This window comes from Pseudomonas vlassakiae (assembly GCF_014269035.2).
Taxonomy (GTDB): Bacteria; Pseudomonadota; Gammaproteobacteria; order Pseudomonadales; family Pseudomonadaceae; genus Aquipseudomonas; species Aquipseudomonas vlassakiae.
On record NZ_JABWRP020000032.1, the window covers coordinates 1 to 26801 of the forward strand.

A 26801-nucleotide genomic window follows, 5' to 3' on the forward strand; every position below is an offset into this window, starting at 1 on the left:
TTCTCGGCCACGCGACTACGCCCATACAACACCAGAATCGCCAGCAACGCCACCGCCTGAGCACTCAGCGAGTACAGATCAGGATGGATCCCCAGCCAGTCGAACTCGAAGAACGCCATTGGCCGCGTGCCCAGCACGCCCGCCTCCTGCAGCGCCTTCACGCCATGTCCGGCGAATACGACCGACAGGGCACACAGCAGCCCGGCGTTGATGCTGAAGAACAGCGACAGTGGCAGCTTGGCCGAACCGCGCAGGATCACCCACGCCAACCCCACCAGCAGCACCAGCGCGGTGGCCCCTCCGGCCAGCACCGCCTGGTGGCCCGCCGGGCCAGCCTGCAGCCACAGGGTTTCGTAGAACAGGATCACTTCGAACAGCTCACGGTACACCGAGAAAAACGCCAGCACGGCAAAGCCGAAGCGCCCGCCACCGCTGACCAGGCTGCTCTTGATGTAGTCCTGCCAGGCAGCCGCATGACGGCGGTCGTGCATCCACACGCCCAACCACAGCACCATCACGCTGGCAAACAAGGCGGTACTGCCTTCCAGCAGCTCACGCTGGGCACCGCCGACATCGATCACATAGGCGGCCACGGCCCAGGTGGCAAAACCTGCAACCAGCGCCAGGCCCCAGCCGATGTTGACGCTGCGTATGGCCGACTGCTGGCCCGTGTTGCGCAAGAAGGCCAGCACAGCGGCCAGCACCAGGATCGCTTCGAGGCCCTCACGCAGCAGGATCAGCAGGCCGGAAATGAAGCTCAGCGACCAGCTCAAGCCATCACTGCCCAGCAGCTTGGCGGCCTGGTCGAGCTTGGTCTTCGCTTCGCTAAGGCGTTGCTCAGCCTGGACCACCGAGAGGCCGTCCTGCAGTGACTGACGGTAGGCCATCAGGGCCTTTTCGGTGCTCTTGCGCGCTACGGTATCGATGTTGTCCAGCGAGCTTTCGACCAGTTCGAAGCCTTCCAGATAAGCCGCTACCGACAGGTCGTAGGCCTGATCACGATCACCTGCACGGTAAGCCGCCAGGCTCTTGTCCAGCGTGCTGGCGGTGTAAGCGAGCAACTGCGACGGGCCGCGCTTGACCTGCGGCGGCTGGGCACGCTGGGCGCGGAACGCCTCGACCGACGCGGCGCCTTCGTTGGCGGCCACTTCGGCCGGGGTCTGCCGTGCCAGGTCGGCGATGTTCCAGGTCTTGTCGCCCTTGGCGGCTTCAGGCTTGGCCGTGAAGCTGGCGATGTAGGCCGCCACGTCCCAGCGCTGGCGCTCATCCAGCTGGTCGGCGAAGGACGGCATTTCGGTGCCATCAATGCCCAGCGCCAGGGTGTTGTAAAGGTCGAACAGGCTCAACTGGTCGAGGCGTGCGGTGTCCCGCAGGTTGGCCGGTGCGGGTTCCAGGCCCACACCTGCCGGACCATCACCGGCGCCGGTATCACCGTGGCAGATCGAGCAGTTCTGTGCATACAGCGACGCACCTCGGGCCGGGTCCGGGGTGATCACCGGGGCCTGGCTGACCTCGTAGGCCACCGCCAGGCGCGCACCTAACTGGCGGGCCTGCTTGGCTACCGCTGCGCCGTCCTGGCGCTGGTCGATGGCCTGGCGCAACGCTTGCACGCCCTGCTGAAGGCCGGCTTGCTCGGCATTGGCCGGCAGGCCTTTGACCAGGTCGGCCAGTACCGCGCTGAATTCCTGCTGCTCGCGGTATTCGCCGTCGTCGATGACCTTGCCGTTTTCCACGGTCGGCGGGTAGTCGGCACCAATGTAGTCCAGCAAATGCAGGGCTTTGCCGGCCTCGGCGGGTGCTTCGGCCTGCGCCAGGGTGCTGCACAGCGCCAGCACCGGGCCGAGCAGTACAGCTGGCAACCAGGCGAGCAGACGGGAACGGGTTTTCATGGCCAGTCTCGAAGGGAATGCGAAAGAGAACATTGTTCACTTCCACTTTGCTTCGCTCAAGGGCTGGGGGTGGATTTCATGAAAAATCTTGAGACAAATCTGATGAAGTGAGGAAAGGAATGTCGCCAGGGGGCGCGGTGGTTCTTGAGGCGGGAGATCGGGTGGGGGCTGACAGGTGCCTGCCTTGGCATTTTCAGCGCCTGTGAAATCGAGCGCCGCCCGCGCGGCGCATCGCGGATAAATCCGTTCCTACAGTCTGTTTCGGGCCAGTTATTCCAGCACCATTGGCGCGCGCCCTTGGCACCAATCAGCCTTCACTCTCCCCTTGCACCCTCACTGCTTCCCAGCCTCCTTCCACCCCCCACCCAACGCCAGGAACACACCAATCTGCCCCAACGCCACCTGGCTGTTGGCCGCCGCCAGCTGCGAGCGCATGTCGGTGTATGTTCGCGTCGCCTGCAAATCCGCCAGGAACGACTCACGCCCTGCCTGGTAATACCGGTGCGTCTGGTCCGCCGCTTCCTTCGCTGACTTCTCCGCGTCGGCCAACGCATCACGCCGGTCCAGCAAGGCGCTGTACTGCGCCAGTCGGGTCTGGGTTTCGCGGATGGCGTTCAGCACCACCCCATCAAAATGCGCCAAGGCCGCCTGGGTCGAGGCTTCGGCCATGCGAATGCGGGCGCGGGTACCGTTGGTCGGGATGCTCCAGCTGATCTGCGGGCCGAAGCCCCAGCGGTTGGTCGACGGATCGCCAAGGTCTTCGAGAATACCGATGGTGCCCACTTGAGCGCCGATGCTGATATCCGGGTACAGCGCACCAGTGGCCACACCGATCTCGGCAGTGGCCGCCGCCAGTTGGCGCTCGGCCTGGCGCACGTCGGGGCGGCGCTTGAGCAGAGCCGCACCGTCGCCAACCGGCACCAACTGGTTCAGCTGTGGCAGCTCGGCGCAGTCAGCGGTGCCGGCAGGTAACTTATCCACAGGCTTGGCCAGCAGCGCTGCCAGGGTGTACAGGCCGGTCTCGCGCTCGGCCTTGAAGCGCGGCAGTTCGGCACGCAACGATTTGAACTGGGTCTGCGAGCGGGTGACTTGGGTTTCGTCGCCGCGGCCGGCGTCACGCAGGCGCTGGTTGAGCTTCACGCTCTGCTCCTGCAGGTCGAGCGACTCGCGGGCGATGTGGTATTCCTCGTTGGCCGAGCACACCTGGGTGTAGGCCTTGACCACGTCGGCCACCAAGGTAATGCGCGCAGTGTCGGCGGCGGCCTGCACCGCGTCGGCGTTGGCCTTGGCGGCCTCGGTGCCGCGCTTGAAGGTGCCCCACAGGTCGAACTGGTACGAGGCACTGATGATCGCCTCGCCGATGTTGGCCACCGGCACCTTTTCAGGCAGCAGGAAGGCCTGGCCGGACTCCTGCAGGCGCTGGGCGCCGGCCTTGATGCCGCCGTTGAAGCCGCCCTGGGACTCGGCCACTTCGACCTGTGCACGGGCCTTGGCGATGTTCGCCGCAGCGACGCGCAGCTCTGTGTTGGCGCTCAGCGCCTGGCGCACCAGTTCGTTGAGGCGCTGATCCTGATACAGCTGCCACCAGTCCTCGGGCACCGGAGCCGACACCACGCTGTCGGCATCCTCGCGCAGCGGGCCGTTGAGATCGCTGCGTTGCACCGCCGCGTCTTTCGGCACTTCGTAATCGGGGCCGACCATCATGCAGGCCCCCAGGGACAGGCAGAACCCCGCGAGGATCAGCTGTTTCATGGCCGCTGGCCCTCGAGGATCGACACCGTGGCAGTGCGCCCGGCGATCATGCGGAAGTCTTCCGGCACTTCATCGAAGGCGATGCGCACCGGGATGCGCTGGGCCAGGCGCACCCAGCTGAACGCCGGGTTGACGTTGGGCAGCAGGTTGGCACCGCTGCTGCGGTCACGGTCTTCGATGCCGGCTGCGAAGCTCTGCACGTGGCCGCGCAGACGGGTGTTGTCGCCCATCACGCGGATGTCCACGGCGTCGCCGATGTGGATGCCACCCAGCTTGGTTTCCTCGAAGTAGCCATCGACGTGGTACGAGGCGCTGTCGACCACCGACAGCACAGGGCGCCCCGCGCTGACGAACTCGTGGTCGCGCGGGGCGCGGTCGTTGAGATAACCATCCACCGGGCTGCGCACCACCGAGCGATCCAGGTTGAGCTGGGCGGTGTCGACCGCCACCTGGGCCTCGCTGACCGCCGAGCGGGCGCGGGCCTCGCGGGACTGGCTCTCTTCCAGCTGCTCGGCCGCCACCAGGTTACCGAGCTTGCGGTTACGCTGCGCTTCGCGGGACGCCTGGGCCAGGGTTTCCTGGCGCTCGCCGAGGGTCGCCTTGGCCTGGCGCAACGCCAGGGTGAAGCGGTCCTGGTCGATGGTGAACAGCACGTCGCCGCGCTTGACGGTCTGGTTGTCGCGCACCTCGACCTTCTGGATCAGGCCGGACACGTCCGGGGCAATCTGGATCACGTCGGCGCGGATGTGCCCGTCGCGGGTCCAGGGGGCGAACATGTAGTACACCACCATCTGCCACACGAGCACGGCGGCGAAGGTCACTACCAGCAAGGTCAGGACCACACGGCCCAGGGTCAGCAAAGGTTTTTTCATGGCAGCATCAGGCTTCGGCAAAAGTGGTCGACCGCACCCAGCAGCACGGCGTACAGGGCAACGTTGAACAGCGCCCGGTGCCAGACCAGGCGGTAGAAATGCAGGCGCACCAGCACCGCGTGCACCCCCAGGAACAGCAGGTAGGTGCCAAACATCATCACCAGCAGCGTGGGCAGGAACACCCCGCTGATATCCAGTTCACCGATCACAGGGGCGCTCCGTCCAGGCCGGGGGGCAGTTGCGGTTGTTCGGCAGGCTCGAGCATCACCTCGACACCTGGCAGCAGCGCCAGGCGCAAGCCTGCCAGGGCATGCAGCAAGTGCGTGCGGGCATCGCCGCGTTCGTACAGTTCATCCAGGTTCAGCGACAGGCGCGCCCGCTCCATGTTGCGCAGCAGTGCGGCTGGCGCGTGCAGACGCTCACCGGCCCGCAGGCAGGCGGCGTAGTGCGCACCGACCTCCTCGATCACCGTGCCCAGGCGTTCGCGGGCCTGCTGACCGGCCCGCGGCAGGTAGGCCAGCAGGTCGAGCAGGTTCAGCCCGACGCGCAGGTCGCGCAGTGCCACCCCGCTGTCCTGGCCGGTCTGCGACAGGCGGGGCAGGTGCTGCATCAAGCGGTCGAGCATCTGCACGCCGAGTTGGCGGTGCTCGGCCAGGGTCGCCGGCTCGGTCATTTCGACGATGTCGCGCCAGGCAAAGCGGGTCATGCGCTTGGCCGCCAGCTCCACGCCGAACGGGCGCATCACCAGGGTCCAGATGAAAGCGAACAGCAGGCCGGCCGGGCCCGCCAGGTTGGAGTTGAGGAAGGTCAGGAAGTCGGCGTCATAGGCACCCTGGATGCTGATGAAGGTCGAGGTGTTGACGATGGTCAGCAAGGTGCCGAGGTAGAAGCGCGGCTGCACGGTCAGGGTGCCAACGCAAATGAACGGGATCGCGAAGGCCAGCACCAGCATCGGGAAGTCGTGCAGGTTGGGCAGCACCAGGAACAGGTACAGGCTGGAGAAGATCACCGACATCAAGGTCCAGAAGAAGAACCGGTAGATCTGCGGCGCCGGGTCGTCCATGGCGGCGAAGAAGCTGCACGACACCGCGGCGAGGATCACCGCACTGGCGCCGTCGTTCCAGCCCAGGCCGATCCACAGCCCGCAGGCGACGACAATCGCCAGGACCGTGGAAGCCACCGAGTAGAGCATCAAGCCGCGGTCGAAGAACGCGGTCAGCCGGCCCAGCCGCCAGTGGCGGTAAACCGCGCGCCAGGGTTTGGGGTCGTCGCTGCGCAGGGCATGCTGCAGGGAGCAACAGTCCTGCCACAGGTCGGCCCATTCAGTCAGACGGTAAAGAGCGTTGGACAGCAGCAGGTCGGCACGCTGATCGAGCGCGGCGGCGCCGGGCTGCAAGCGGTCGAGCTGCTCGTGCAAAGCCGTCCAGCGGGAGACAGACGCGCTGTCGGCGGTGCCCTTGAGCCATTCGCGGGCGGCATCCAGCACTGGCTGGAGCTGCGCGTAATGGAGCGGGGCGCGGCCTTCGAGGGCGATCAGGGCGTCGTCGAGGGCATCAATCACCGGCAGCAGGTGGATCATACGCCCGCGCAGCTCGCGGGCGTTCTTCAGGGTGTGCGGGCCGGCACCTTCATGGCCGAGCTGGCCGATCATCAGCTCCAGCGAGTTGAACGTGGTGACCATCGCTGCACGCATGCCTCCGACCTTGTCGGCGCTGGCTTCACGGGCGAGGTAAGTGTCGCTGTAGCGGATCGCTTCGGTGAACCAGTTGCCGGTGGCACCCACCACTACCGGGGCCAGCCGGCGCGGCCAGAAAATCGCACCGACCACCGCCGCGCAGACGATCCCCAGGCAGATCTCCTGGGCCCGGGAGGACGCCACGTCGAACACCGCCAACGGGTTGTCGACCACCGCCAGGGCAATCATCGGCAAGGTGTAGCCGGCCAGCATCAGCACGTAATTGTTGGCCGTGCGCACGTTCAGCGAGAGGAACAGCAGGGTACCGGTCCACAGGGCGATGGCGATGCTCAGCAACAGCGGTGACTGCACCAGTGGTGGCACGAAGAAGATCGCCCCGGCAGCACCGAGCAGCGTCCCCACCGCTCGATACAGCGCCTTGGAGCTGGTTGGGCCGACGAACGGGCTGGAGACAATGTACACGGTGGCCATCGCCCAATACGGACGCGGCAACTGCAGCAACAGGGCGATGTACAGGGCGATCATCGACGCGGCGAAGGTGCGCACGCCGTAGAACCAGTCGCGGGCCGGTGGCACCGAGCTGAAGAAACCGTTCATGCCACCCCGCCCGCAATACCCAGGCCAGCGGCCTCGAAGGCACGCAGCACACGCAACGCGGCCAGCAGGTCCGCCTCGTCGATGCCCTGCAGCACGTCATGGCGCACGCGCACCAGTTCGGCTTCGATCGCTTCGGCCAGGCGACGGCCCTCGGCAGTCAGGCTCAGGCCCTTGGCGCGGCGGTCCAGCGGGTCCTCGCTGCGGCAGACCAGGCCAGCCTTGCACAGTTGGTCGAGCAGGCGCACCAGCGACGGGCTTTCCAGGCCGGCAGCCTGGGCCACGGCCACCTGATGCACGCCATCGCCCAAGCGCACGATCATCAGCAACGGTGCGGCGCAGGCCTCGGAGATACCGTAGCCGATCAGCGCGTTGTGGCAGATGCGCCGCCAGTGGCGAGCGGCAATGACCATGCCGCTGCTGACTTGCAGGCGCAGGGAGTCAATGGACATGTGAGGAACCAAGGATATTCATAGTTTGCTAACTATCAATATACGCCTGTGCCTCCCCCTGTCGTCAACCGTGTACGACGGAGGACCTCATGAATTCATGTTCATTCAGGGCTGAACCTGATCTTCCAGCTTCATGGTCAGTGCCAGCGTGCTGCCCATCTGCACAGCGCGGTCACGCCAATCCAGATAGCGCGCTTCATCGCGGCTGCTGAAATGTACCGCCAACTCTTCGGCCGCCTGCATGACTCCGGCTGCAGCCGCCAGTTCCAGCCAATACAACGCGGCCTTGACGTCGGCGTCCACATGCAGACCATGCAGCAAGCGGTAGCCCACCTCGAATCGGCAGCGCGCCTCGCCCCGTTCGGCGCCGCGCAGAAACCATTGATAGGCCTGGACCAGGTTTACCTGCCAGCCCAGCTCGGCATCGCAGACCTCTTCTTCATACAGGTCACCCAGCGCGGCAGCGGCATGCAGCATGCCGCGCTCGAACGCTTGGCGATAACATTCCTCGGCCTGGACATAGGAAGTTGCGACGCCCTTGCCAAAGTAATGCTGCTGCCCGAGGTTGAACCAGGCCGCCGCATTGCCCTGCAGCGCCGCCATGCGCAGCAGGTGCCCGGCCAGCGCGGTGTCGGCGCGCCAGTACTTGCCGTTGAGCCAGATCCAGCCCAGGTCGTTGAGTGCTGCGACATTGCCGGCCAGCGCCTGCTGGCGCAGGTCGAGGTATACCGCTTGCAGGTCGTGCGCTTCGTCCAGTCGGTTGACCAGCAACGCACGCTGGCTGGGCTGCCCTACCCCGGCAAACAGCCGCTGTCGCCTGCCGGCGGGTGTCGGTGGGCAAATGACCTGCTCAGGCAGAAGACGGGCGAGCAGCGAATGGATATTGCTGACAGCAGACATGTTCATCCTCATTGAACGACCCACAGGCCCGACCGCGGCTGTGATGAGGCGTGATTCTGCGCGACGTCACGTCAAAACCTGTCGCGAACGATTCGAGGCAAGGCAACCAATTGCGCATTCCTTGATCTGAACGAGTTATGGCTAATTGCCATGACCTGTTCGAGCCGCCATCCTGTTGCGGCAAGCCTAGACAAGGACGTTACCTTTTGCCGTTCGCCACCACCCGCGCCACCCTCAGCCGTCAATGGGCGCTGCTGCGCCAGTTACCCAGCCGTTCACCAGGTATCACCAGTGCCGAACTGGTGTGGCGCCTGCGCGATGTCGGCTTCAACGTCAGCAAACGTACGGTGGAACGGGACCTCAACGAGCTGTCGCTGATCTTTCCGCTGGACCGCAATGACAAGAGCATCCCGTTTGGCTGGCACTGGTCGGCGAACGTTGCTGGCGAGCTGCGGGGTAATTTCGATTTGCAGGGATTTTTGCGTGGTGATTCGCTTCAGCCTGGGCAAGGGGCAGGAATCGAGATGCAAGCCTGGGTCAGCGACCCATTGGCCAAGCAGTTGCGTGAAGCGCCATTGAGCGTGGACATGCAATTGACGGCACTGGACCAGGGGCACCGGCTGCGGGCGACGGTGGAAGATGGCGGGCCATTGCGCTGGTGGGTGCTGAGCCAGGGCGACGGCGTGGTGGTCGAAGAGCCGCAGGCACTGCGCGAAGAGATCGCCAGGACCTTGAGCAATGCGGCAGCACAGTACATGAATTAGTCGCTTGTGCCGGCCTCTTCCCGGGTAAACCCGCTCCTGCAGGTACTGCGCAGCATTCAAGCCTGCGCGAAGAGGCCGGCAGAGGAAAACTACCGCTGCATCCCCCACCGCCGAACGGTCAACCGCTCCAGCGTGTTGAACACCAACCCTTCGACCAGCAGACCGATCAGGATCACCACCGCCAACCCGGCAAACACCTTGTCGGTATACAGCTCGTTGCGGTTCTGGAAGATGTACCAGCCCAGCCCGCCTTTGCCGCTGCTGGCACCGAACACCAGTTCGGCGGCGATCAGGGTGCGCCAGGCGAACGCCCAGCCGATCTTCAGCCCCGAGAGGATCGACGGCAACGCGGCAGGTACCAGGATGTGCAGGACCAGGCGCAGCCCTTTCAGGCCGTAATTGCGCCCCGCCATGCGCAAGGTTTCCGATACCCCGAGAAAACCCGCATAGGTGTTCAGTGCCAGCGCCCACAGCACCGAATGCACCAGCACGAAGATCAGGCTGTTGTCACCCAGCCCGAACCACAGCAGCGCCAGCGGCAGCAGGGCAATCGCCGGCAATGGGTTGAACATCGAGGTCAGTGTCCCCAGCAGGTCGCGACCGAGCTGGGTCGACACTGCCAGGCTGGTCAGGCCGAAGGCCAGCACGATGCCCAGCAGGTAACCCTTGAGCAGGATCACCAGCGACACGCCGACCTTGGCCGGCAGTTCACCACTGAGCAGGCCGTCCCACAGTGCCGCAGCCGTCTGCAGGAAGGTCGGCAGCAGCAGGTCGTTGCCCTGGTAGCGGGCGATCGCTTCCCACAAGGCGGCGATCACTACCAGGATCACCGCCTTGCGCAGCCAGCCGTGCTGCCACAGGCGTTGGGCCAAGGGTAGATTGCGTTCCACAGGCACACTGAGCAAAGGCTCCAGCTGCACCTCGTATTCCTGGCGTACAGGTGTAGGGGTCATGGCTAAAGCTCCTTTCAGTAGGCGATGCGAATGTCGTTGAAGCCCAGGTCATCGGCCGGCTCAGGGGCTTCGGCCTCGTCGAACAGCAAGCGATGGATGCGCCGCGCGCTGGCCTGGAAGTCGGCAGCGCCGAGGCTGCCGAGGTCGTACTGGTGGCTATGCACCTCCGCTCGTACCCGGCCCGGATGGGGCGACAGCAGCAGGATGCGGTTGCCGACCACCAGCGCCTCCTCGATGGAATGGGTGACGAACAGCAAGGTGAAACGCACTTCCTCCCACAGCAGCAGCAGCTCTTCCTGCATCTTGCGCCGGGTCAGCGCATCCAGCGCGGCGAACGGCTCGTCCATCAGCAGGATCTTCGGCTGGGTCGCCAGCGCCCGGGCGATCGCCACGCGTGCCTTCATCCCGCCCGACAGCATGTGCGGGTAGACATCGGCAAAGGCGGCCAGGCCGACCTTGTCCAGGTAATGCAAGGCCCGCTCCTCGGCCTCGGCGCGCTTGAGCTGGCCGGACACCAGCAGCGGGAACATGACGTTCTCTTTCACCGTCTTCCAGGGCGGTAACTGGTCGAACTCCTGGAACACCACGATGCGGTCAGGCCCGGGGCCGTTGACCGGCTGGCCCTGCAGCAGGATCTGCCCTTCCTGGGGGGCGATGAAACCGGCCACGGCCTTGAGCAGGGTGGATTTGCCGCAGCCAGACGGGCCCAGCAGGACAAAGCGGTCAGCGCGATCGACTTCGAAGCTGACCTGGTGGGTGGCCCGCACCACGCGTTGCGCGGTGCGGTACTCGAGGCTCAGGTTGTCCACCTTGAGCAACGGCGGTGTAGCGACACGGCTCAGGTTGCTGGCCGTGTGGCCTGGCAATGGGGCGGTCATGGTCGGTCAGCTCCCTTGCAGCGGGCGTTCATCCTGGAAGAAGTAGTCCTTCCACGATGCCGGCTTGTGCTTGATGGCGCCAACCCGATACAGGAACTCGGCCAGCTTGTAGGTGTTCTTCGGCGTGACGGTGAACTCGTACTGCGGGTTGTCGATCAGCTTGATCAGCGCGTCGCGGTCGATCTTGGCCTTGGTCACGCGGATGTAGGTATCCGCTGCGGCGGCCTTGTCGTTCTGGGCGAAGTCCGCCGCCTCGGCCAGGGCGTCGACGAAGGCCTTGTAGGTCTTGGGGTTGTCGTTGCGGAATTTCTCGGTGGCGAACAGCAGGGTCGGCGAGTTGGGGCCGAGCAGGTCATAGCTGTTGAGCACCACATGCACGTTCTTGTTGGCCAGCGCCTGGTCCTGGAACGGCGGGTTGGAGAAGTGCCCGTTCAGTTCGGTACCGCCGGCCAGCAGCGCGGCGGTGGCATCCGGATGCGGCACGGCCAGGGTGTACTTGTCGAGGCGGTTGTATTCCTTGTCGCCCCACTGCTGGGCGGCGGCGTATTGCAGGAAGCGAGACTGCACCGAAACACCTACCGCAGGCACCGCAATGCGGTCCTTGTCAGAAATGTCGGCGATGGTCTTCACGTTCGGGTTGCTGCTCACCAGGTAGTACGGGAAGTTGCCCAATGAGGCCACGGCCTTGACGTTCTGCCGGTCCTTGGTACGGTCCCACACGGTCAGCAGCGGGCCGACCCCGGCACCGGCGATGTCCACCGAACCGGACAGCAGCGCGTCGTTGATCGCCGAACCGCCAGACAGCTGGGCCCAGTCGACCTCGATGTCGATGCCCTGCTGCTTGCCGTGCTTCTCGATCAGGTGCTGGTCACGCACCACGTTGAGCAGCAGGTAGACGATGCCGAACTGCTCGGCGATGCGGATCTTGCCTTCGGCTTGTGCCACGGCGGGGGCCGCCAGGCTGCCGACGACCAGGCTGGCGCCCAGGCCGATGCTTGCCGCCAGGCGGCTGATGGATTTGCGCATGATGAATTCCTCAGTCGTCAGAACGGGGCATCGCCCTGGATGGTGGTGCGGAACAGTTTGCGGCGCAGGTGCGCCGGGCAACCGGTGGCCAGGTGGATCAGTGAACGGTTGTCCCAGAACACCAGGTCATGGGGCTGCCACTGGTGGCGGTAGATGTTCTGTTCGAGCACGCTCAGCGCGTACAGCTGTTGCAGCACGTCGCGGCTTTCATCATCCGGCAGGCCGACGATGCGGGTGGTGAAGCCTTCGCTGACGAACAGCGCCTTGCGGCCGTTTTCCGGGTGGGTACGCACCACCGGGTGGATGACTTCCTTCACCTGCGCGAGCTGTTCGGCGGTCAGGGTCGGACGCCAGTTGCCTTCGAATTTGGTTTCGGCGTAACGGGCGGTATAGGAGTGAGCGGCACTGCGGCCCTCGACCACTTTGCGCAGGGCTTCGGGTACCGCGTCCCAGGCTTTGTGCATGTCGGCGAACAGGGTGTCGCCGCCTTCGCTGGGAAGCTCCTGGGCATGCAGCATGGAGCCGAGGCTCGGCAGCTCCTTGTACGACAGGTCCGAGTGCCAGAACTTGCCGGCATCGCCAAGGCCGATATTCTGGCCATTCTCGATGATGTTGGAGACGATCAGGATTTCCGGGTGGCCGGCAAGCAGAAACTGCTTGAGCACATGGATCTGCAATTCGCCAAAGCGGCGGCTGAAGGCGATCTGTTGTTCCGGGCTGATGCGCTGGTCACGGAACACCAGCACATGGTGGTCGAGGTGGGCGCGATGAATACGGGCGAAATCCTCGGCGGTAACCGGCTTGGCCAGGTCCAGGCCAATGAGCTCGGCGCCGACGGCACCGGAGAACGGGCGGATTTCGAAGGTTTGCGGCTGGGCGCTGTCGATGGTCGACAAGGCGTTCGAGGCGGCTGGCATGTGTCACTCCCACGCAGTGCGCGACTTCAAAGGCGCGCAACGATCAGAAACGCACGGGGATTACCCGTGTGGGTTCAAGTCGTGCGGCGCATCGATTGGTCGACGGGTACGCAGTGGGGTGACTATAAATGCATAAGAAAAATAATTTAAATACCGTTAGCGCATAACCATATGAAACGGTTCACGCACTGAAAAGGGGCGCCAGACGCCCCCTCAACGCCATTCGCTGTAGGGCTCCAGCGAGGTGACCGGCAAGGCCAGGTTGCCGCGCCACGGCTCGAACAGGTAGCGCACGTAGAGCATGGCATGGCTGGGCGCATAATCTTTGCTGTGCTGCCAGTCGAAACCTCCGCCCAGCGCCCAGCGATCGTTCAGGCGCCGCTCGAAGGCACCATGCAGGCGATAGCCCACGCCGGTGCTGCTGCTGGCATCGGTGGTCGCATCGATGTTCGACTCGATGATGTCGTAACGCGCCAGCAGCTTGCGGTTGAGGCTATCGTCCGGGTAGAGCCGGCTGCTGTCGCTGCTGGCGTGGGACCAGCTGGCCGAGCCTTCCAGCAGGAACGACCAGTCATAGTTGCGCCAGGCATAGCTGACCGGCACACCGATCGACTCGTAGCGTTGCGGGCTGTAGTAACCACCCTGACCGAGGCTGTAGCCGCCCAGGTCCTTGTCATAGCGCCAGTCCATCACGGTCAGGCCCACGCGCATGCGCTCGTCGGCCTTCTCCACGAGGCGGTAGTAATACCCTGCCATTGCACGGGTGCGCTGGTTGTCGGCAACGTTCTCGCCGACCAGCCAATGGTGGCCGAGGCTTGCCCAGACGCCGTAATCTCCCCCCTGGTCCCAGCTCAGGCCCAGCGTGGCACCGTTGGCCGTAACACCACCCCAACGCACGTTGGTAGCCGGGTCACGCGTGCCGGCGAACGACAGCAGCGAGTTGCTCATCGGCCGACGCGAGGCCGCCAGCGACCACCCCACCTGCCCCAGGTCGCCATTGACGATAGCGCCGCCCAGCCAGTTGTTGACCTCATAGCCTTGGGTCGTGCCCAGGTCGAAGCCCCAGCGGCTGTTCTGCCAGCCCATCGCCAGCACGCCACCATTGGCGGTCTGCGAACCCGGCTGGCAGGTCGGCAGCGGTGCACCGCTGCGGGTGACGCCGACGAACTGGCAGGTACCGAAGTCAGCGGTGTTGTTACCGTTTTCGTCGAGGTCGAACGAGCCGGCATCCATCCCGATACGCTCGACCCGCGCAAACGCCCTGCCGTCTTCCCAAGGGGTGTCGACATGCAGCAAGGTCGTTTGCGTGCTCAAGCGAGAGATACCGGGCGTGCCGTCGTTCTTGCGCCAGCCATAGTCATGCATGAGGGTGACATTGGTATTGCGCTGCTGGTACAGCTCATCGACGTCGCTGCGCAAGCTGCGCGCCAGCCAGTCATCGGTGTCCTTCGCCCGGCTGGCGAAGGTCATCGCGCGGTCGTCACGTGGCGAGGCCTGCGAGTGGCTGATCATCTGCGCATCGGCCATGGCTGCGGCATACAGATCCAACGCCCGCTGCGGGTCGTTGGCCGCCACCAGCCTGGCTGCATCGCGGCGCAGCAACGGGTCGGGCAGCGCCTGTCTGGCGGCGACATGCTCCAGGAGCCGAGCCGCTTCTTCCTTCTCGCCCAAGGCCACCAGCACTTCGGCATAACGGCGCTGGGCATCGCTCTGCTCGTCGGTGAACTGCAGCGGCTGCGCCGCCAGTGCTTGGCGAACGCGGGCCAGGTCGCCTTCGGCAATCCAGCTTTCCATCACCCCCAGGCGGGCCTCGGCGCGCTGCGGCTGAACCTGCAGCACGCGCTCGTAGTAACCCAGTGCCTTGCGATGATCGCCACGCTCTGCCGCCCAGTCGGCCATCAGCAGCAGGTCGTCCGGGTCGCCCTCGCCATGGGCCAGGCCGGCTTCCAGCACGGCGCTGGCTTCGTCGGTGCGGCCTTGGTTCTGCAGGCGTTGGGCCTGGGCCAGGGTCATGCGCCGGCGCACGCGCTTGTCGAGAGTGCGCATGTCGTCGGTCCAGGCGCCTTGCGGCACGGCGCGCAAGGTGTCGTGGACCTGTGCATCGCGGTCGCTGGATTCCAGGTACAGGCCATGGGCGTAACGCGTGGCGGGATCGGCGGGCTGGCGCTGCAACACGCGGTTGAATGCAGCATCGGCCTCAGCGTTACGGCCCTGTTGGCGCAGGCTGTTGGCCAGCTGGTAGGCCAGCCAGGGCTCATCAGGCGCCAGCTCGGCAGCCTGCCCCAGCACCTGGCTGGCGGTCGCCCAGTCCTGGCGCTGCACGGCGGCATCACCCTGCTCGCGCAGGCGGCCTAGCTCCAGGCTGCGGCGCAGGCTGGCGAACTGGGCCTGCTGGGCCTTCGGCAGGCTGTCCAGATAGGCTTCGGCCTTGTCGGTCGATTGTGCCTGGTAGATCCGCATCAGCCCGCGTACCGCGCTTTCATTGCCTGGCACCTTGCGCTGCACTTGCAGGTATTGCCGCTCGGCACTGGCCAGGTCGCCTTCCGCGAACGACACATCAGCCAAACCCAGCATGGCGAACTCGTCGTCAGGGCGCTGCTGGCGTGCCTGCTGGTAGAGCGAACGGGCAGTACGCAAATCCTGCTTTTCCAACGCGCTGTCAGCGCGCTGCAGCATACCCCAGTACTGGCTGGAGGCTTCGAGGTCTTTCCATTTACTCATCAGCCGGGTGTTCTGCTCGATGGTAACGGCCTGGTGGAACGCCACGTTGGCTTCCCCATAGCGGCGCTGACGCATCAGCGCAACACCGAGCGCACCGTGCAGGCTGGCATCATCGGCATAGCGGCGCAGGGCCAGGCGCAGCTGTGCTTCAGCCTGGACGTTGCGGTTCTGGTCGAGCAACGCCTTGCCACGCTGGCCGGCCTGCCAGGCCGGATCGGCCACCAGGGTGCGTTGCTGCCTGAGGGTGTCATTGGCCAGCGGCAACAGCGGCGATGCCGGATAACGCTGGACGAATGCCTGCCAGGCGGCAACGCTGCTGGCACTCACCGGTTGCTCGGACAGGTAGTCGAACTCGCGCTGGGCAGCGGCATCGCGCGCCGTCGGGTCGCGCGACAACTGGTCGAGCACGGCCAAGGCCTCGGTGTCACGGTCCTCGCTGAACAGCCAGGCCGCCAAGGTCTGGCGCAGCCCCGGATTGCCTGGGTATTGACGATCGAGTTGCTGCAACTGACGGATCGCTTCCGGACGCTGCCCGGCCAGGTTGCCACGCACGCGCCAGTAGTCCAGTGCCAGATCCAGCGTGGGCAGTTCGCCGCCGAACAACTGGTCATAAGCGACCAGGGCCTCATCGTAACGCCCGGTGACCGCCATCAGCCGCGCTTGCTGCAAGCGCTGCGCCTGCTCGGGCTGCTGTAGCGCCATCAGCCGTCGGGCTTGCCGGTCCTGAAGGCTCCCCGGTGCCATTTGAGCGATGCTTGCCCGCAATTGTTCGGCTTCTTCAGGTTTCTGCTCACGCAGCGCCAGGCTCAACGAGGCCAGCAAGGCATCAGGGTTGCGCGGGTCCAATAGCCGCAGCCTGGCCAGGGCATCGTGAACCAAGTCGTCACGGTGCAGCGCCTCACCAATACGTACCTGTTCCAAGAGCCATTGGCGCTGCTCATCGCGGTCTTTCGGCTGCGCGGCCACGGCACAGGACAAGGCGGTCAGCGTCAGCACGCCGATCATTCGGAACATGGAGCACTCCAGGCGGGCAGCAGACGACCTTGGTTGTCGAAGCGATAGCGGGCTTGGTCCCAGCCCTGGCCGAACAGGGCAAGGACCTGGTTGTAATACGCCTGTAGCTCGGCAGGCTGCTCGTGCAACCGCTGGCGCTGGGCTTCAAGCGCAGCGTGGCCATCCGCGACGCTGGCCAGCAACGGCAACAACGCTGCGGAAAAGCCTACCGGGCCATGCCCGCTCTGTTTGGCCGTGCGAGCGTCGACGCTCTCCGGTGGCAGGCCGCCCTGGGTAGTGGCGGCGACCATCGGTGCAAAGTGACGCAGCAATTCGTCACGCTGCGGTGCACCGTCGGCCAGCATGCCCAGCCACAGGTACACGCGGATGGCGTCATAGCTACCGGCGCTGCCGTGCTCAGGGTCTGGCTCGATGCCCGCCGCGGACGTCCACAGCAGCCAGTCCGGGGCAAAACCCTTGGGCGATGCCTGCAACCAGAGGCGACGAACGTTGCTGGCCATCTCGCCCCAGAGCGGGTCTACCAGAGCAAAGCGATCAAACAGTTGCGGCGGCAGGTAGCTGGGGTTCAGGCGCCAGCCGCGGTGGTCGTCGAAGCCATAGTCCGCTGGCAGCAGCATCACGCCCAGGCCCGGCACCTTGCGTACGGTCTGCGCGGCGATGCGCCAGAGCATCTGCGTGCCCAGCCGAGTGTACGTCGGCTCATTCCACAGCCGCCCCGCTTCGAGCAGGCTGTAGGCGATCCACAGGTCGGCATCGCTGGCATTGTTGCTGTCCAGCACCTGCCACTGCTGTTGCTTGCCGCGGCCCCAGAGCCAGGCCGGCAAATGCCGGGAAAGGTCGCCTTCGGCCAGGTTGTTGCCGGTCCAGCGCAGCAGGTTGTCGAAGGCCTGGCGGTCGTTGCCGACCAGGGCGAAGAACAGCGCATAGCTCTGCCCTTCGGAGGTAGTGACCAGGCGCTCGTCACTGCGGTCGAGCACGCGCCCATCCGCACTCATCAGGTCGGTCTTGAAGCGCTCCCAGGCCGGCCAGGGGCAAGCCGCCGAAGCGCTGGCGACAGCGGGCATGCACAACACCAGCAGCAAGGCCAACAGCTGACGCATGGTCAATCGGCCCCACCCAGGCGACGACGCCCGGCCCAACGCAGCGCTCGCCACAACAGGAAGGCGAACAGCAGCACGCTGATAACGGCAATCACCGCGATCAGGGTCGGGTAATCAGAGAGGTGGAACCACATCAACAACCACCAGGGCAGCTGGCCTACGTAGTAGTGCTCGCCGACGAACTGGCTGCTGACACCGCTGCTGCGCACCAGTGCGACGGAGCCTGCCACGGCATCGAGCTTGCCGGAGTCGGCCAGCACTTCGCGCAGCAAGGCGTAGGCGTCATCGGAGCTGGCCAGCAGGGCAACGACGCTGCGTTGCTCGTGGAACGGCGATTTCAGCCCGGTGATCGCGGCAATCGGCGCCTGCGCACTGACTTCGATGCGGCTGTTGGACACCACTGGGGTCGTGTCGAAGCGCCGCATGCCGGGTTGCTCCACCACCCGCCCCTGCACCATCCAGTCGCGCTGGGCATTGAGCAGCAAGCCCATGTTCGGCTGCTCACGCAGGTCTTCGGGCAGGCTGCCAATCAGCAGCAGGTCGGCATCGGCGTCCGCCGCCTGCTTCCAGTTGTCGCTCAAGCGCACATTCAAGGCCGGGTAGCCGACCTGCCCGCCGATGCTGCTGATCACGTCAAGCAAGGTGCCGACCTGCATCGCCGTGGGCTTGGCCGGTACCACGACCAGGGTCTCGGACAGGTCGGCCATGCGGCTGTATGGGAAGCCACTGCGGACGAAGGCACGCAGGTCAGGCATGGCCATGTAGTGGTAGTAGCCAGACAGGTCGATGGTCGAGTTTTCGTCGATCGCCGCACGCACGTCTACCGGCAGCGAGGTCTGGCAGTGGTCGCGCTGGGCACTGCCCAGGGTGCTGGCGAAACTGAAGTCGAACCGCAGGCGGTTGCGCGCACCGATCTTCAGGGCCGGTACCAGCGATTGCTCGGTCAGGGCGGTACTGTCGGTAGACAGCACGTTCAGGCGCATCTCCTCCAGGGTGCTGCTGCGGCGGTCGTTGCCCACCAGCGGCATGCTGGTGATGTACTGGTCGTTGACGCTGATGCTCAGGCGCGACTCATCGGTGACCGCTGGCGGCGTGTAGCGATACAGGGTCTGCAGCGGAATGCCCTGGTTGCGCCAGACGAACAGGTCTGGCGGCAGGTTCACGTCCAGGGTGATCGGGCGTGGCTGCAAACCGCTGACCTGCAACTGCTCCGGGTAGTCGAGCAGCTCGGAGAACCGCACCGGGCGGTCGGTACGCGTCCAGTTCGGCGCGTCGTAAGGCTTGCGTGGCTGCAGTGCGGTCATCTGTTCGACCTTGACCCGCGAGCCGCGGAACAGGTCGCTGCCGACGGCCAGCGCCGAAGCGGCCTTGACCAGGTCATCGTCATTGCGGCCCAGCACCAGCAGCAGCTTGCTCCAGCGGTCGCTCGGGTGATCGATCAGCTGCACCACCGGGCCATCGACCGCCGGGTACTTTTCCAGGTCGGCAAGGAACGCCGGGCGTCGGTCGTTGGTGGCAAAGACAATGACCGGCTGCGGTTTGTCGCCACTGGCCGGCAGGCTGTTGAACGACACCGGGAAGGTCGCCTTGCGCCAGCCGGCCTTGCTGCCAAAGTACGAGGCCAGGATGGCAGCGGCGCGCTGCTCGCCCAGGCTTGGGGTGTCGGCAAACACCACCGGCAACTCGACCTTGTTGGTATCGCGCGCATCGAAGAACGGCAGCGGGAAGTACGCCAGGTCATTTTCCAGCGCCAGCGCCTGCTCGTGCAGCTGCACCTGGCTCTTGCGGTTGACGTTCAGCCACAGGCCGCTGTGCGCCGGGTCTTCACAGATATCGGTGTAGTGCCCGACGAACTCCAGGCGCACCCGGTTGAAGTCGCTGATCAGTTTCGGGTCCAGCTGCAGTTGACGACGCACGCGCTGGCCGAGCTGGTCCTTCTCGATCGGCAACACCCCCATCAGCTCGTCGTTGAGGTAGACACGCAAATGCGACAGGTTCGGCAGCAGGGCTGGCGACGGGGTGTAGTCCAGTTGCAGCACCGCATGGGTGGCCAGGCGATCCCGGCGCAGGCCGAACTCGATGTTCTCGCTGTTGCGAACGCCCAACATCAGGCTGTCGGCCGGCCGGCCCAGTTGCTCGAAGGTCTGGGTAACGGGCCAGTTGGGCACCGATGGCTCGGCCGGTATGGCAAGGGGGGCTACAGCGGCGACAGCAGCGTTCTGCAACAGCGAGGCAAGCAGCGCCATCGCCAAGCCCCAGGTGCGTGCGGGATAACGAGTCATCATGCGTCTCGGTCAGCAAGGTTCGTGGAAGGAAGTGGTCGGGGTGTATGCGGCAGGTAGCTGGCCAGCCAGCGCAGCAGCTCATACAAGGGCAACAGCCACCCGCGCAGCCAGATGGGGGTGTGCTCGATCATGCGCAGGTAGCCAACGCCACCCAGCTTGAGCACGTCCATCAGGCTGCGCAGTGGGCGGTCGACTTCATGCTTGTCCTGATAACCCAGCCAGGCATCGGCCCGCGCGAAGGTGCAGTGCACCAGGTCGATGCGCTGTTGCAGGTTGAGGCCCTCGAAGGTCAGACCCACATGCCGGCCGACGATACGGGTAACCCGGGCGTTGAACGCAAACTCACGCTGCCCGCGGCTCAGCAGCAAGCGCACACGCGCCCCTGAGGCAGGCTTCACGCCGTCACCCAGTTGCAGGCCGATCCCCCCATCGGAATAGTCGACCAGCGTGCAGGGGAAAGCGTGGCCACTCTCCAGCTGCAGTGCGGCTGGCAGGTGCATCTGCACGCGGTGCGCACGGCGCACCTGGCGCACTTCGGCGGCCACTGCGCAGGCGGCGCCGAGGATCAGCAGGTTGTAGGTCACCCACAACGAACTGACGATCACCGTGCCGATTTCCGCAGCCGGGCCGGTGAACAGGCGCCAGACAGCAAAACCCAGGCCGGCCACATTGAGGCCGGCGAGGAACAGGTAGGGCTGGGCGATGCGCCAGTCGAACTGGCCCTCCTCCATCAGGCCACCTTTGGCGGTGACGTTGAACTTGCCCTTCTTCGGCGCAAACAACGCGACCGTGGTCGGACGGGCGATGTACCAGGCCAGCACGGTCTCGTAGACCTCGCCCCAGAACGTCTGCCGGTACTTGCCCTGCATGCGCGAGTTGGTGAGGCTGGCATGAATCATGTGTGGCAGCACGTACAGCAGGATCATCACGGCAGGCGCGTAGATGATGTAGGCGTGCAGCAGCAGGAACGCCAGCGGCGCGGTGAGGAAGATCAACCGCGGCAGGCCGGCAAGGAAGTGCAGCATGGCGTTGGCGTAGCAGATCCGCTGGAACAGGCTCAGACCGCGGCCCAACAGCGGGTTGTCGGTGCGGAAGATCTGCACCATGCCGCGCGCCCAGCGGATGCGCTGGCCAATGTGCGCCGACAGGCTCTCGGTTGCCAGGCCGGCAGCCTGGGGAATGCCCAGGTAGGCCGAGGTCCAGCCCTGGCGGTGCAGGCGCAACGCGGTATGGGCATCTTCGGTGACCGTTTCCACGGCAAAGCCACCAATGTCTTCTATCGCGGTGCGCCGCAGCACGGCACAGGAGCCGCAGAAGAAGGCGGCGTTCCACATGTCGTTGCCGTCCTGGATCAGCCCGTAGAACAGCTCGCCTTCGTTGGGGCGGCGGCGGAACGAGCCCAGGTTGCGCTCGAACGGGTCGGGCGAGAAGAAGTGGTGAGGCGTCTGCACCAGCGCCAGCTTCGGGTCCTTGAGGAACCAGCCGACGGTCATTTGCAGGAAGGAACGCACCGGCACGTGGTCGCAGTCGAAGATGGCAACCAGCTCGCCGTGGGTGACCCCCAGCGCATGGTTGAGGTTACCGGCCTTGGCGTGATGGTTGTTCGGCCGCACGATGTAGCCCACGCCGACCTCGTCGGCGAAGGCGCGGAACTCCGCACGCTTGCCATCGTCGAGGATGTAGATGTGCAGGCACTCGCGTGGCCAGTCCAGGCCCAGGGCAGCGAGGACGGTGGTTCGTACCACCGAAAGGTCCTCGTTGTAGGTAGGGATGAACAAATCGACCTTGGGCCAATGGGCCGGGTCTTCGGGCAGGTTCACCGGCTTACGTTCCAATGGCCAGCAGGTCTGGATGTAACCGAGGATCAACACGAACCAGGAGTAGGTTTCTGCTGCCAGCAAGATCACCCCGCAGACCAGGTCGAGCGTGTCGTTCCAGTTCAAGGTCGAGGTGTAGCGCCACCACAGGTAACGGCAAGAAATGATCGTCGACAGCACGATCAGCATCAAGGTCGGGAAGCGGCCCGGCATGTAGCGCACCAGCATGGCGATGCCCCACAGCAGGAAGATGAACACCAGCTGCGCCAGGTAACCGAACGGCTCGGTCACGCACAGCACGGCCAGCAACACGGCGAACGAGGTGAGCACGGTATAGAACAGCCGCCGGCCGAACACGCTCAGACCCTTCAGACGCTGTGCGGCACCTTGCTGCAAGTCGCTGTCGCGAAAACGCGCCGGCACCTGGCCCATGGCTTCGGCCACCCGCGCACGGCAGCTGCGCAGCACCTTGGATAGGCCGCGCAGGTAGCCGCTTGCCAACGACAAGGCACGCAGCGGCCGGGCAGGTTTGCGCGGCGGTGGCACCCGCCGCAGCAGTAGCCAGCCGCACTGGATCAGCAGCCGCAGCGGGTCGCCCAAGGTCGGCCGCTTGCCGACAAACTGCGGGAACAGGCGCTGACGCTCAGCCAGCAGTGCCTGCCAGGCAGGTGATTCGAGCCGTAGCAGCAGGAACGCCAGCCACACCCCGAGGGTGAACAACAGCGCAACACCCCGTTGTGCGCCGCGCGCGGTGAAATGGGCGTAGGCCGAGAGCGGGGTCACGTTCACGCTTCGCGCCTCGCCAGGCAACGCACCGCCAGGCTTTGCACATCCCGGGATGCCAGGCAATGCGGCGCATAGTGGCCGACCGGCGCCTTGCAGGCAAATGCCTCGACGAACGCTTCGTCACGGTGCACCAGTTGCATGGGCAGGCGCTTGCGGAACAGGTCACGCCACACCATCAGCACATCGCTCTGCAGGCTGCTGGCCGGGTCGAAACGGTTGACCAGCAGCATGTCATAACGCTCGACCTGCTGGCGCCCCAGCAGGATGTGGCTGGTCATTTCAGCCTCAGCCACCAGGACCCGCATGTCGGTGACGAAACCCTGCGTGGCCCTGGCCGCTACCGGGTGAGCAAGATCGAACAACAGCCAGTCGAAATGCTTGGCCAGTTCAGCTTGCCGCGCGCGCCACACTTCAGGCTGCTGATACCCCTTCAGCTCGCCGAGCCGGTGCGCATCCACTTCACCAAAAGGCATCACGCACAAGCCGTCGAGAACCTCATACAGAGGCTCGTCGTAGGGCCGCCCCTGCAGCTCGGCACAGGCCCAGCCGTCGCGCTGTTCGAGCGCCAGGTTGAAGTGCAGGCCGAGCAGGTTGTCCGGGCTCATGTCGACCAGCAACACGCGCTCACCCAGTTCACGCAAGGCATAACCCAGCGCCGCCAGCAGCGCGGTACGGCCCAAGCCACCCCGCAGCCCATGCAAGGCCAGGCTGATCATGACTGCACGGCCTTGGACTGCTCGGTCCGCGCCAAGGTAGCCTCCTGCAGGCGAGCCATGCAGCTTTCGCCCAGCAGCGGCCAGCGCTGCAACGCCTGCTGCACACCCACCATCATGGAAATGTCCTGATAGCTCAAGGCAGGCATGGCCAGATACCGACGCAACTGGGCGATATCGTCACTGCGGTCGGATGGGTCAGCGTTGCCAGCCTTCATGGGCTCTCCTTCGGAACAGGCTGCCAATCCGGCTGGCCTTGCAGGCGCATATAGGTTCGGCCCTGGTAGTCCAGCACCTGGGCACCAGAGGTTTCCGAGACACGCTCGGTGGTCGGCAGGTCGGTCAGCAGGCTCGGCAGGTCGAGCGTCTGCCCCGCGCCGAGGCCGGCATACACACGGGAGACCAGCTCGGACAGCGCCAGGAAGCTGGTGGGCGCGGTAACGCGCAGCGGCTCGCTGCGTGCCGGCTGGCCCATGCCGATGAACTTGAGGCCGACCGGCACATGGGTGATCGATGGCGTCGGGATCTCACGCATGCCCGACAGCTGCATGCGATCACCGTGCAAGGCCGCGCCGTGTTCGGGAACGATGGCCACCACCACGCGACGGCCGCTGCCTTCGAGCTCGTCGAGGAACTTGCCCAGGTCACCAAACAGGCGGTTGGCCCGTGTGGCGTAATCGGCCGGGCGCGTGCCGCCGTCGGCGGTCACCATGCGGTTGCCGTCATGCAGGCTGATGGTGTTGTAGAACAACGAGACATGGTCGGCACCGGAGCTCTTGCGCTTGCCCCACCAGCCGTGCAGCACGTCCAGGTCGCCGGCGATCGGCGAGCCGTCGAAGCTGACCAGTGCCCGCGGGAAGTCGCTGACGCCGAAGCTCGGCTGCGGCATGTGTTGGGTGGTGATGTCGCCGATGAAGTTGTCGAAGCGGCCACTGTGGTTGAGCAGCGTCTGGCTCTGGAAGCCAAGTTTGGCCAGGTTCTGGAACAGCAGGCACTGTTCCGGCGCCTGCTGGTAAAGGCCTGCATGGGACGACTGGCCGCAGCTGGCGCGCAGCATGCGGATCGCTGCCGGGCCGCTGTAGGAGGTCGCCGAGTTGAACTGGTCGAAGACCACGTCCAGGCGCGAGAACAAGGCATTGTCATGCATGCCCACGGCCGAAAGGTCGTCCCAGGCCAGGGAGCACACGTTGATCACCAGCAGGTCGAAGGTCTGCTCGTCCGGCTTCGCGACAGGGAATGCAGTCACCCGCTGCCGCTCACTGGCAAAGAAGCGCTCCAGCCAGGCATTCAGGGTCGCCGTGTCGGCCACGGCCGCAGCCGGTGCCGCAGCGCCCGTGCCAGCCGTGGCGGCTGCACCGCTGACGACAGGCTGGCCGCCACCGATGCTCACTGCCGGTAAGCCGCCGACCGCCAGCCATGCCAGGCCGGCCAGGCTCAAGGTGCTCAGGCGCAGCCAATGCCGCAGGAACAGGTAGCCCACCAGTAGCAGCACCAGGGCGCCCATCAAGTTCCAGTTGATGAACCTGGCCATGAGCTCCAGCAGGTAATCCCAGGAGAAATCGAGCACCCCCGGCTGCGCCAGCAAGCGCCGGAACGGTGGTAGCCAGGTGTCGTGATAGAACAGCGCGATGCCCACTGGTACGGCCACGACCTGGCGCCCGACGCGCAGCCAGCGCTTTGCCAACGGTATCAGCAGAAATGCCGCGAACAGCAGATTGGGCAGCGCCTGGAAGTCCAGCATGCCAACCGCGACCAACAGGAACTTGGCCAGGAAATAGAGGTTCCAGGCACCCAGACCGTGCCAACGGGCCGGCACCTGCGTGGAAAATGTAGCGCTGGTCATCGTTCAGAGTCCTGACGCACCACACGGCGGCGTACACCCACCGGCTTCAGGTAACGGGGTCGCAAGAGGCGGTTCAGCCAGCCCTGCACGGTGCCACGCACACTCACCACGAACAGGACCAGAATCAAGGTAGCCAGCACACTGAGGCCGGCTACCTGCAGCAATTGCACGAAGTTCATGCTGCCCCTCCATGGCCCAGGGCAATCCGCCGAGGCGCCAGGGCGGGCCGTTTCAGCGCCGCTGGCAGTGCCGCCGACTCGGCCAGTGGCGGCTGCGGGACGGTTTCATCGAGAAACGCGGGAGCGTCCAGACTGTCGAGGTTGACCAACAGGTCCTGGCTGATGAACAACTCCTTCCAGGACAACTGGAAGATATGGTCAAGCGCCTGCTCGACGCCCTCCGAACGGCAGGCGAACAGGAACAGGAACAACACCTCGCCGACCACGCAGGCGATGTCGCCATCGCGGCGGAACACCGTACGTGAGCAGGCCTGCAGCGGGCTCAGGCCCGGCGCAGGACGCAGCACCAGCAACTGGTGGACGATTTCACCGTTGCGGTGGCCATGCCACATCTGCTGCACCGCTTCGGCAAACACCCGGGGCGCCACCAGGCCGCAGACCGGCATTGGCCGCAAGCGAGCGAGCAAGGCATCGAAGTCGGCCGGCAGATGGCGGCGCCAGACATAACCCTGAATGCTGTCGACCATGGTCAGGAAACGCGACAGGCTGGCGCCGAACGGCACGATCTGGCTTGCACCACAGGCCAGCAACAGCTGTTCGTCCTGGTAACGCAGGGTTGGCGCCATTTCCCGCACGACCAGCTTCAGGGCGTTGCCGCGCAGCTGCCGCAAGGTGTGCAACTGACGGGCAAGGATATCAAGGCGCTGGCCCCCATCCATGGCGAAGATCACGGTGGCCGACACGGCACGACTGGCCTTGGCGCCAACCTCGCTGATGCTGTCGAACACCTGCCAGTGCTCCGACAAGGCAGGTGCCCCCTCGAGCACCTGGCTCTGGGCCAGGCAGAGCAGCTCATCACCGCCGGCATCGGTCAACGGCAGCGGCCGCCCGGCAATGGCAAAACCACCGGCGTGGCGTGAGAGTTCAAGGTCCTGGGTGCCAGCAACGCCGAGCCTGTTGCTCCAGAAGTGTTGCAGGTAACGCATGCTGCCCTGGCCGCGATACAGCTGGGCGAGCCCGTCGAGCGACTGGTTGAATGCGCGCAGGCGCTCGACCAGCGAGGCGCTCTGCCCTTCACTGATCACCACAATCAGCGCACCCGCCGCAAGCGCCGCCTGGCGCAGCGTCTGGCACCAGTGCTCGGCGTTGCCACCCTCCCAGGCCGCCGATGGCACGATGGCCAGCAGCACCCGGCCAGGCAAGTCGATACGCGGCAGGTCTTTGGCCAGGTGCAGGATGGCCCGAGTGTCAGCCTCGAACAGGGTCAATTCGGCAGGGCCGCAAGCCGCGTCCAACCCTTCGAGGGCGTCTTGCATCACGCGCGCGCCACCCAGCAACGCCGCCCGGCCTTGTTCAGGCATGGCTCCGATCACTTGGCGGCAGAGCGTAGCGGCGTTTTCTGTGGTGTCACAGGCCAACCAATACAGGCCGTGCTCATGAAACTGGCCATGCTCGGCGCCTAGTCCGGGGATAGCCAACAACGGGATGCTTTTCGTCAAGTCAATGGCTCTGAATTCGAAATCTTAGCTGATTCAGGGACGTAGGCCGCACGCAGGCAGCTGCGGCTTTTTGACGAAGAAAAGTGTCAAAAATACGACGCTTGCAGATTGGGCTTGGATTAAGGACGTCAATTCTACAGCACTAGGTGAA

General features: G+C 65.2%; 21 protein-coding genes. 1 reads left to right on the top strand and 20 read right to left on the bottom strand.

What is annotated here, in order from left to right:
* The 7 genes from HU738_RS25140 to HU738_RS25170 all read right to left on the bottom strand — a co-directional run.
* Positions 1 to 1922, bottom strand: a 1922-nt coding sequence (locus HU738_RS25140; protein WP_217871517.1) for an FTR1 family protein, incomplete at its 3' end; no start/stop codon positions are given.
* A gap of 300 nt (positions 1923 to 2222) precedes the next feature.
* Positions 2223 to 3641: an efflux transporter outer membrane subunit gene (locus tag HU738_RS25145; protein WP_186601948.1), complete on the bottom strand. Its 1419-nt coding sequence runs from the start codon at positions 3639 to 3641 to the stop codon at positions 2223 to 2225.
* Entirely contained in the window at positions 3638 to 4513 is an 876-nt protein-coding gene (locus HU738_RS25150; protein ID WP_054883917.1) for an efflux RND transporter periplasmic adaptor subunit, read from the bottom strand. The genes HU738_RS25145 and HU738_RS25150 overlap by 4 nt, the downstream gene beginning before the upstream one ends.
* Positions 4510 to 4722: a DUF1656 domain-containing protein gene (locus HU738_RS25155; RefSeq protein WP_016392395.1), complete on the bottom strand. Its 213-nt coding sequence runs from the start codon at positions 4720 to 4722 to the stop codon at positions 4510 to 4512. The genes HU738_RS25150 and HU738_RS25155 overlap by 4 nt, the downstream gene beginning before the upstream one ends.
* Positions 4719 to 6806 carry an FUSC family protein gene (locus HU738_RS25160; protein WP_186601949.1) on the bottom strand — a complete coding sequence of 696 codons (2088 nt, stop codon included), beginning with the start codon at positions 6804 to 6806 and terminating at the stop codon, positions 4719 to 4721. Before HU738_RS25160 ends, HU738_RS25155 begins: the two co-directional genes overlap by 4 nt.
* Positions 6803 to 7255 carry a MarR family winged helix-turn-helix transcriptional regulator gene (locus HU738_RS25165; RefSeq protein WP_186601950.1) on the bottom strand — a complete coding sequence of 151 codons (453 nt, stop codon included), beginning with the start codon at positions 7253 to 7255 and terminating at the stop codon, positions 6803 to 6805. The genes HU738_RS25160 and HU738_RS25165 overlap by 4 nt, the downstream gene beginning before the upstream one ends.
* Positions 7256 to 7360: 105 nt before the next feature.
* Positions 7361 to 8155, bottom strand: coding sequence for a tetratricopeptide repeat protein (locus HU738_RS25170; RefSeq protein WP_176509383.1), 795 nt, complete (start codon positions 8153 to 8155; stop codon positions 7361 to 7363).
* 206 nt (positions 8156 to 8361) lie between these two features.
* On the opposite strand from HU738_RS25170, the gene HU738_RS25175 reads away from it, so the two are divergent.
* Entirely contained in the window at positions 8362 to 8919 is a 558-nt protein-coding gene (locus HU738_RS25175; protein ID WP_176509384.1) for a WYL domain-containing protein, read from the top strand.
* 89 nt (positions 8920 to 9008) lie between these two features.
* On the opposite strand, the gene HU738_RS25180 is transcribed toward HU738_RS25175, so the two are convergent.
* The 13 genes from HU738_RS25180 to bcsE form a co-directional block, all read right to left on the bottom strand.
* On the bottom strand, positions 9009 to 9872 hold the full coding sequence (locus HU738_RS25180; protein WP_027919390.1) for an ABC transporter permease: 864 nt from the start codon (positions 9870 to 9872) through the stop codon (positions 9009 to 9011).
* A gap of 14 nt (positions 9873 to 9886) precedes the next feature.
* A complete protein-coding gene (locus tag HU738_RS25185; protein ID WP_176509385.1) occupies positions 9887 to 10750 on the bottom strand; it encodes an ABC transporter ATP-binding protein in 864 nt (287 codons plus the stop codon).
* A 6-nt stretch (positions 10751 to 10756) separates the two neighbouring features.
* On the bottom strand, positions 10757 to 11776 hold the full coding sequence (locus HU738_RS25190; RefSeq protein WP_186601951.1) for an ABC transporter substrate-binding protein: 1020 nt from the start codon (positions 11774 to 11776) through the stop codon (positions 10757 to 10759).
* 17 nt (positions 11777 to 11793) lie between these two features.
* Positions 11794 to 12693, bottom strand: a complete 900-nt coding sequence (locus HU738_RS25195; RefSeq protein WP_176509386.1) for a TauD/TfdA dioxygenase family protein — start codon at positions 12691 to 12693, stop codon at positions 11794 to 11796.
* A gap of 213 nt (positions 12694 to 12906) precedes the next feature.
* A complete protein-coding gene (gene bcsC / locus HU738_RS25200) occupies positions 12907 to 16428 on the bottom strand; it encodes a cellulose synthase complex outer membrane protein BcsC (protein WP_186601952.1) in 3522 nt (1173 codons plus the stop codon).
* Positions 16416 to 17528, bottom strand: a complete 1113-nt coding sequence (gene bcsZ, locus HU738_RS25205; protein ID WP_186601954.1) for a cellulose synthase complex periplasmic endoglucanase BcsZ — start codon at positions 17526 to 17528, stop codon at positions 16416 to 16418. Before bcsZ ends, bcsC begins: the two co-directional genes overlap by 13 nt.
* A 2-nt stretch (positions 17529 to 17530) precedes the next feature.
* The gene (bcsB, locus tag HU738_RS25210) at positions 17531 to 19813 is read right to left on the bottom strand and encodes a cellulose biosynthesis cyclic di-GMP-binding regulatory protein BcsB (protein WP_186601955.1); all 2283 of its coding nucleotides are present in this window, start codon (positions 19811 to 19813) and stop codon (positions 17531 to 17533) included.
* A complete protein-coding gene (gene bcsA, locus HU738_RS25215) occupies positions 19810 to 22419 on the bottom strand; it encodes a UDP-forming cellulose synthase catalytic subunit (RefSeq protein WP_186601956.1) in 2610 nt (869 codons plus the stop codon). The genes bcsB and bcsA overlap by 4 nt, the downstream gene beginning before the upstream one ends.
* Positions 22416 to 23132, bottom strand: a complete 717-nt coding sequence (gene bcsQ / locus HU738_RS25220; RefSeq protein WP_176509391.1) for a cellulose biosynthesis protein BcsQ — start codon at positions 23130 to 23132, stop codon at positions 22416 to 22418. The genes bcsA and bcsQ overlap by 4 nt, the downstream gene beginning before the upstream one ends.
* Positions 23129 to 23347 carry a cellulose biosynthesis protein BcsR gene (bcsR, locus tag HU738_RS25225; RefSeq protein WP_176509392.1) on the bottom strand — a complete coding sequence of 73 codons (219 nt, stop codon included), beginning with the start codon at positions 23345 to 23347 and terminating at the stop codon, positions 23129 to 23131. Before bcsR ends, bcsQ begins: the two co-directional genes overlap by 4 nt.
* Positions 23344 to 24972, bottom strand: coding sequence for a cellulose biosynthesis protein BcsG (gene bcsG / locus HU738_RS25230; RefSeq protein WP_186601957.1), 1629 nt, complete (start codon positions 24970 to 24972; stop codon positions 23344 to 23346). Before bcsG ends, bcsR begins: the two co-directional genes overlap by 4 nt.
* Entirely contained in the window at positions 24969 to 25151 is a 183-nt protein-coding gene (bcsF, locus tag HU738_RS25235) for a cellulose biosynthesis protein BcsF (RefSeq protein WP_186601958.1), read from the bottom strand. The genes bcsG and bcsF overlap by 4 nt, the downstream gene beginning before the upstream one ends.
* Positions 25148 to 26638: a cellulose biosynthesis protein BcsE gene (gene bcsE, locus HU738_RS25240; protein WP_186601965.1), complete on the bottom strand. Its 1491-nt coding sequence runs from the start codon at positions 26636 to 26638 to the stop codon at positions 25148 to 25150. Before bcsE ends, bcsF begins: the two co-directional genes overlap by 4 nt.
* Between the last annotated feature and the right edge of the window lie 163 nt (positions 26639 to 26801).

What these genes read in the sequence shown, in the direction of transcription:
- HU738_RS25145 (WP_186601948.1), bottom strand. Translation starts at nt 3,641, where the DNA reads ATGAAACAGCTGATCCTCGCGGGGTTCTGCCTGTCCCTGGGGGCCTGC.
- HU738_RS25150 (WP_054883917.1), bottom strand. Translation starts at nt 4,513, where the DNA reads ATGAAAAAACCTTTGCTGACCCTGGGCCGTGTGGTCCTGACCTTGCTG.
- HU738_RS25160 (WP_186601949.1), bottom strand. Translation starts at nt 6,806, where the DNA reads ATGAACGGTTTCTTCAGCTCGGTGCCACCGGCCCGCGACTGGTTCTAC.
- HU738_RS25165 (WP_186601950.1), bottom strand. Translation starts at nt 7,255, where the DNA reads ATGTCCATTGACTCCCTGCGCCTGCAAGTCAGCAGCGGCATGGTCATT.
- HU738_RS25170 (WP_176509383.1), bottom strand. Translation starts at nt 8,155, where the DNA reads ATGTCTGCTGTCAGCAATATCCATTCGCTGCTCGCCCGTCTTCTGCCT.
- HU738_RS25180 (WP_027919390.1), bottom strand. Translation starts at nt 9,872, where the DNA reads ATGACCCCTACACCTGTACGCCAGGAATACGAGGTGCAGCTGGAGCCT.
- HU738_RS25185 (WP_176509385.1), bottom strand. Translation starts at nt 10,750, where the DNA reads ATGACCGCCCCATTGCCAGGCCACACGGCCAGCAACCTGAGCCGTGTC.
- HU738_RS25190 (WP_186601951.1), bottom strand. Translation starts at nt 11,776, where the DNA reads ATGCGCAAATCCATCAGCCGCCTGGCGGCAAGCATCGGCCTGGGCGCC.
- HU738_RS25195 (WP_176509386.1), bottom strand. Translation starts at nt 12,693, where the DNA reads ATGCCAGCCGCCTCGAACGCCTTGTCGACCATCGACAGCGCCCAGCCG.
- bcsC (WP_186601952.1), bottom strand. Translation starts at nt 16,428, where the DNA reads ATGTTCCGAATGATCGGCGTGCTGACGCTGACCGCCTTGTCCTGTGCC.
- bcsZ (WP_186601954.1), bottom strand. Translation starts at nt 17,528, where the DNA reads ATGCGTCAGCTGTTGGCCTTGCTGCTGGTGTTGTGCATGCCCGCTGTC.
- bcsB (WP_186601955.1), bottom strand. Translation starts at nt 19,813, where the DNA reads ATGATGACTCGTTATCCCGCACGCACCTGGGGCTTGGCGATGGCGCTG.
- bcsQ (WP_176509391.1), bottom strand. Translation starts at nt 23,132, where the DNA reads ATGATCAGCCTGGCCTTGCATGGGCTGCGGGGTGGCTTGGGCCGTACC.
- bcsR (WP_176509392.1), bottom strand. Translation starts at nt 23,347, where the DNA reads ATGAAGGCTGGCAACGCTGACCCATCCGACCGCAGTGACGATATCGCC.
- bcsG (WP_186601957.1), bottom strand. Translation starts at nt 24,972, where the DNA reads ATGACCAGCGCTACATTTTCCACGCAGGTGCCGGCCCGTTGGCACGGT.
- bcsF (WP_186601958.1), bottom strand. Translation starts at nt 25,151, where the DNA reads ATGAACTTCGTGCAATTGCTGCAGGTAGCCGGCCTCAGTGTGCTGGCT.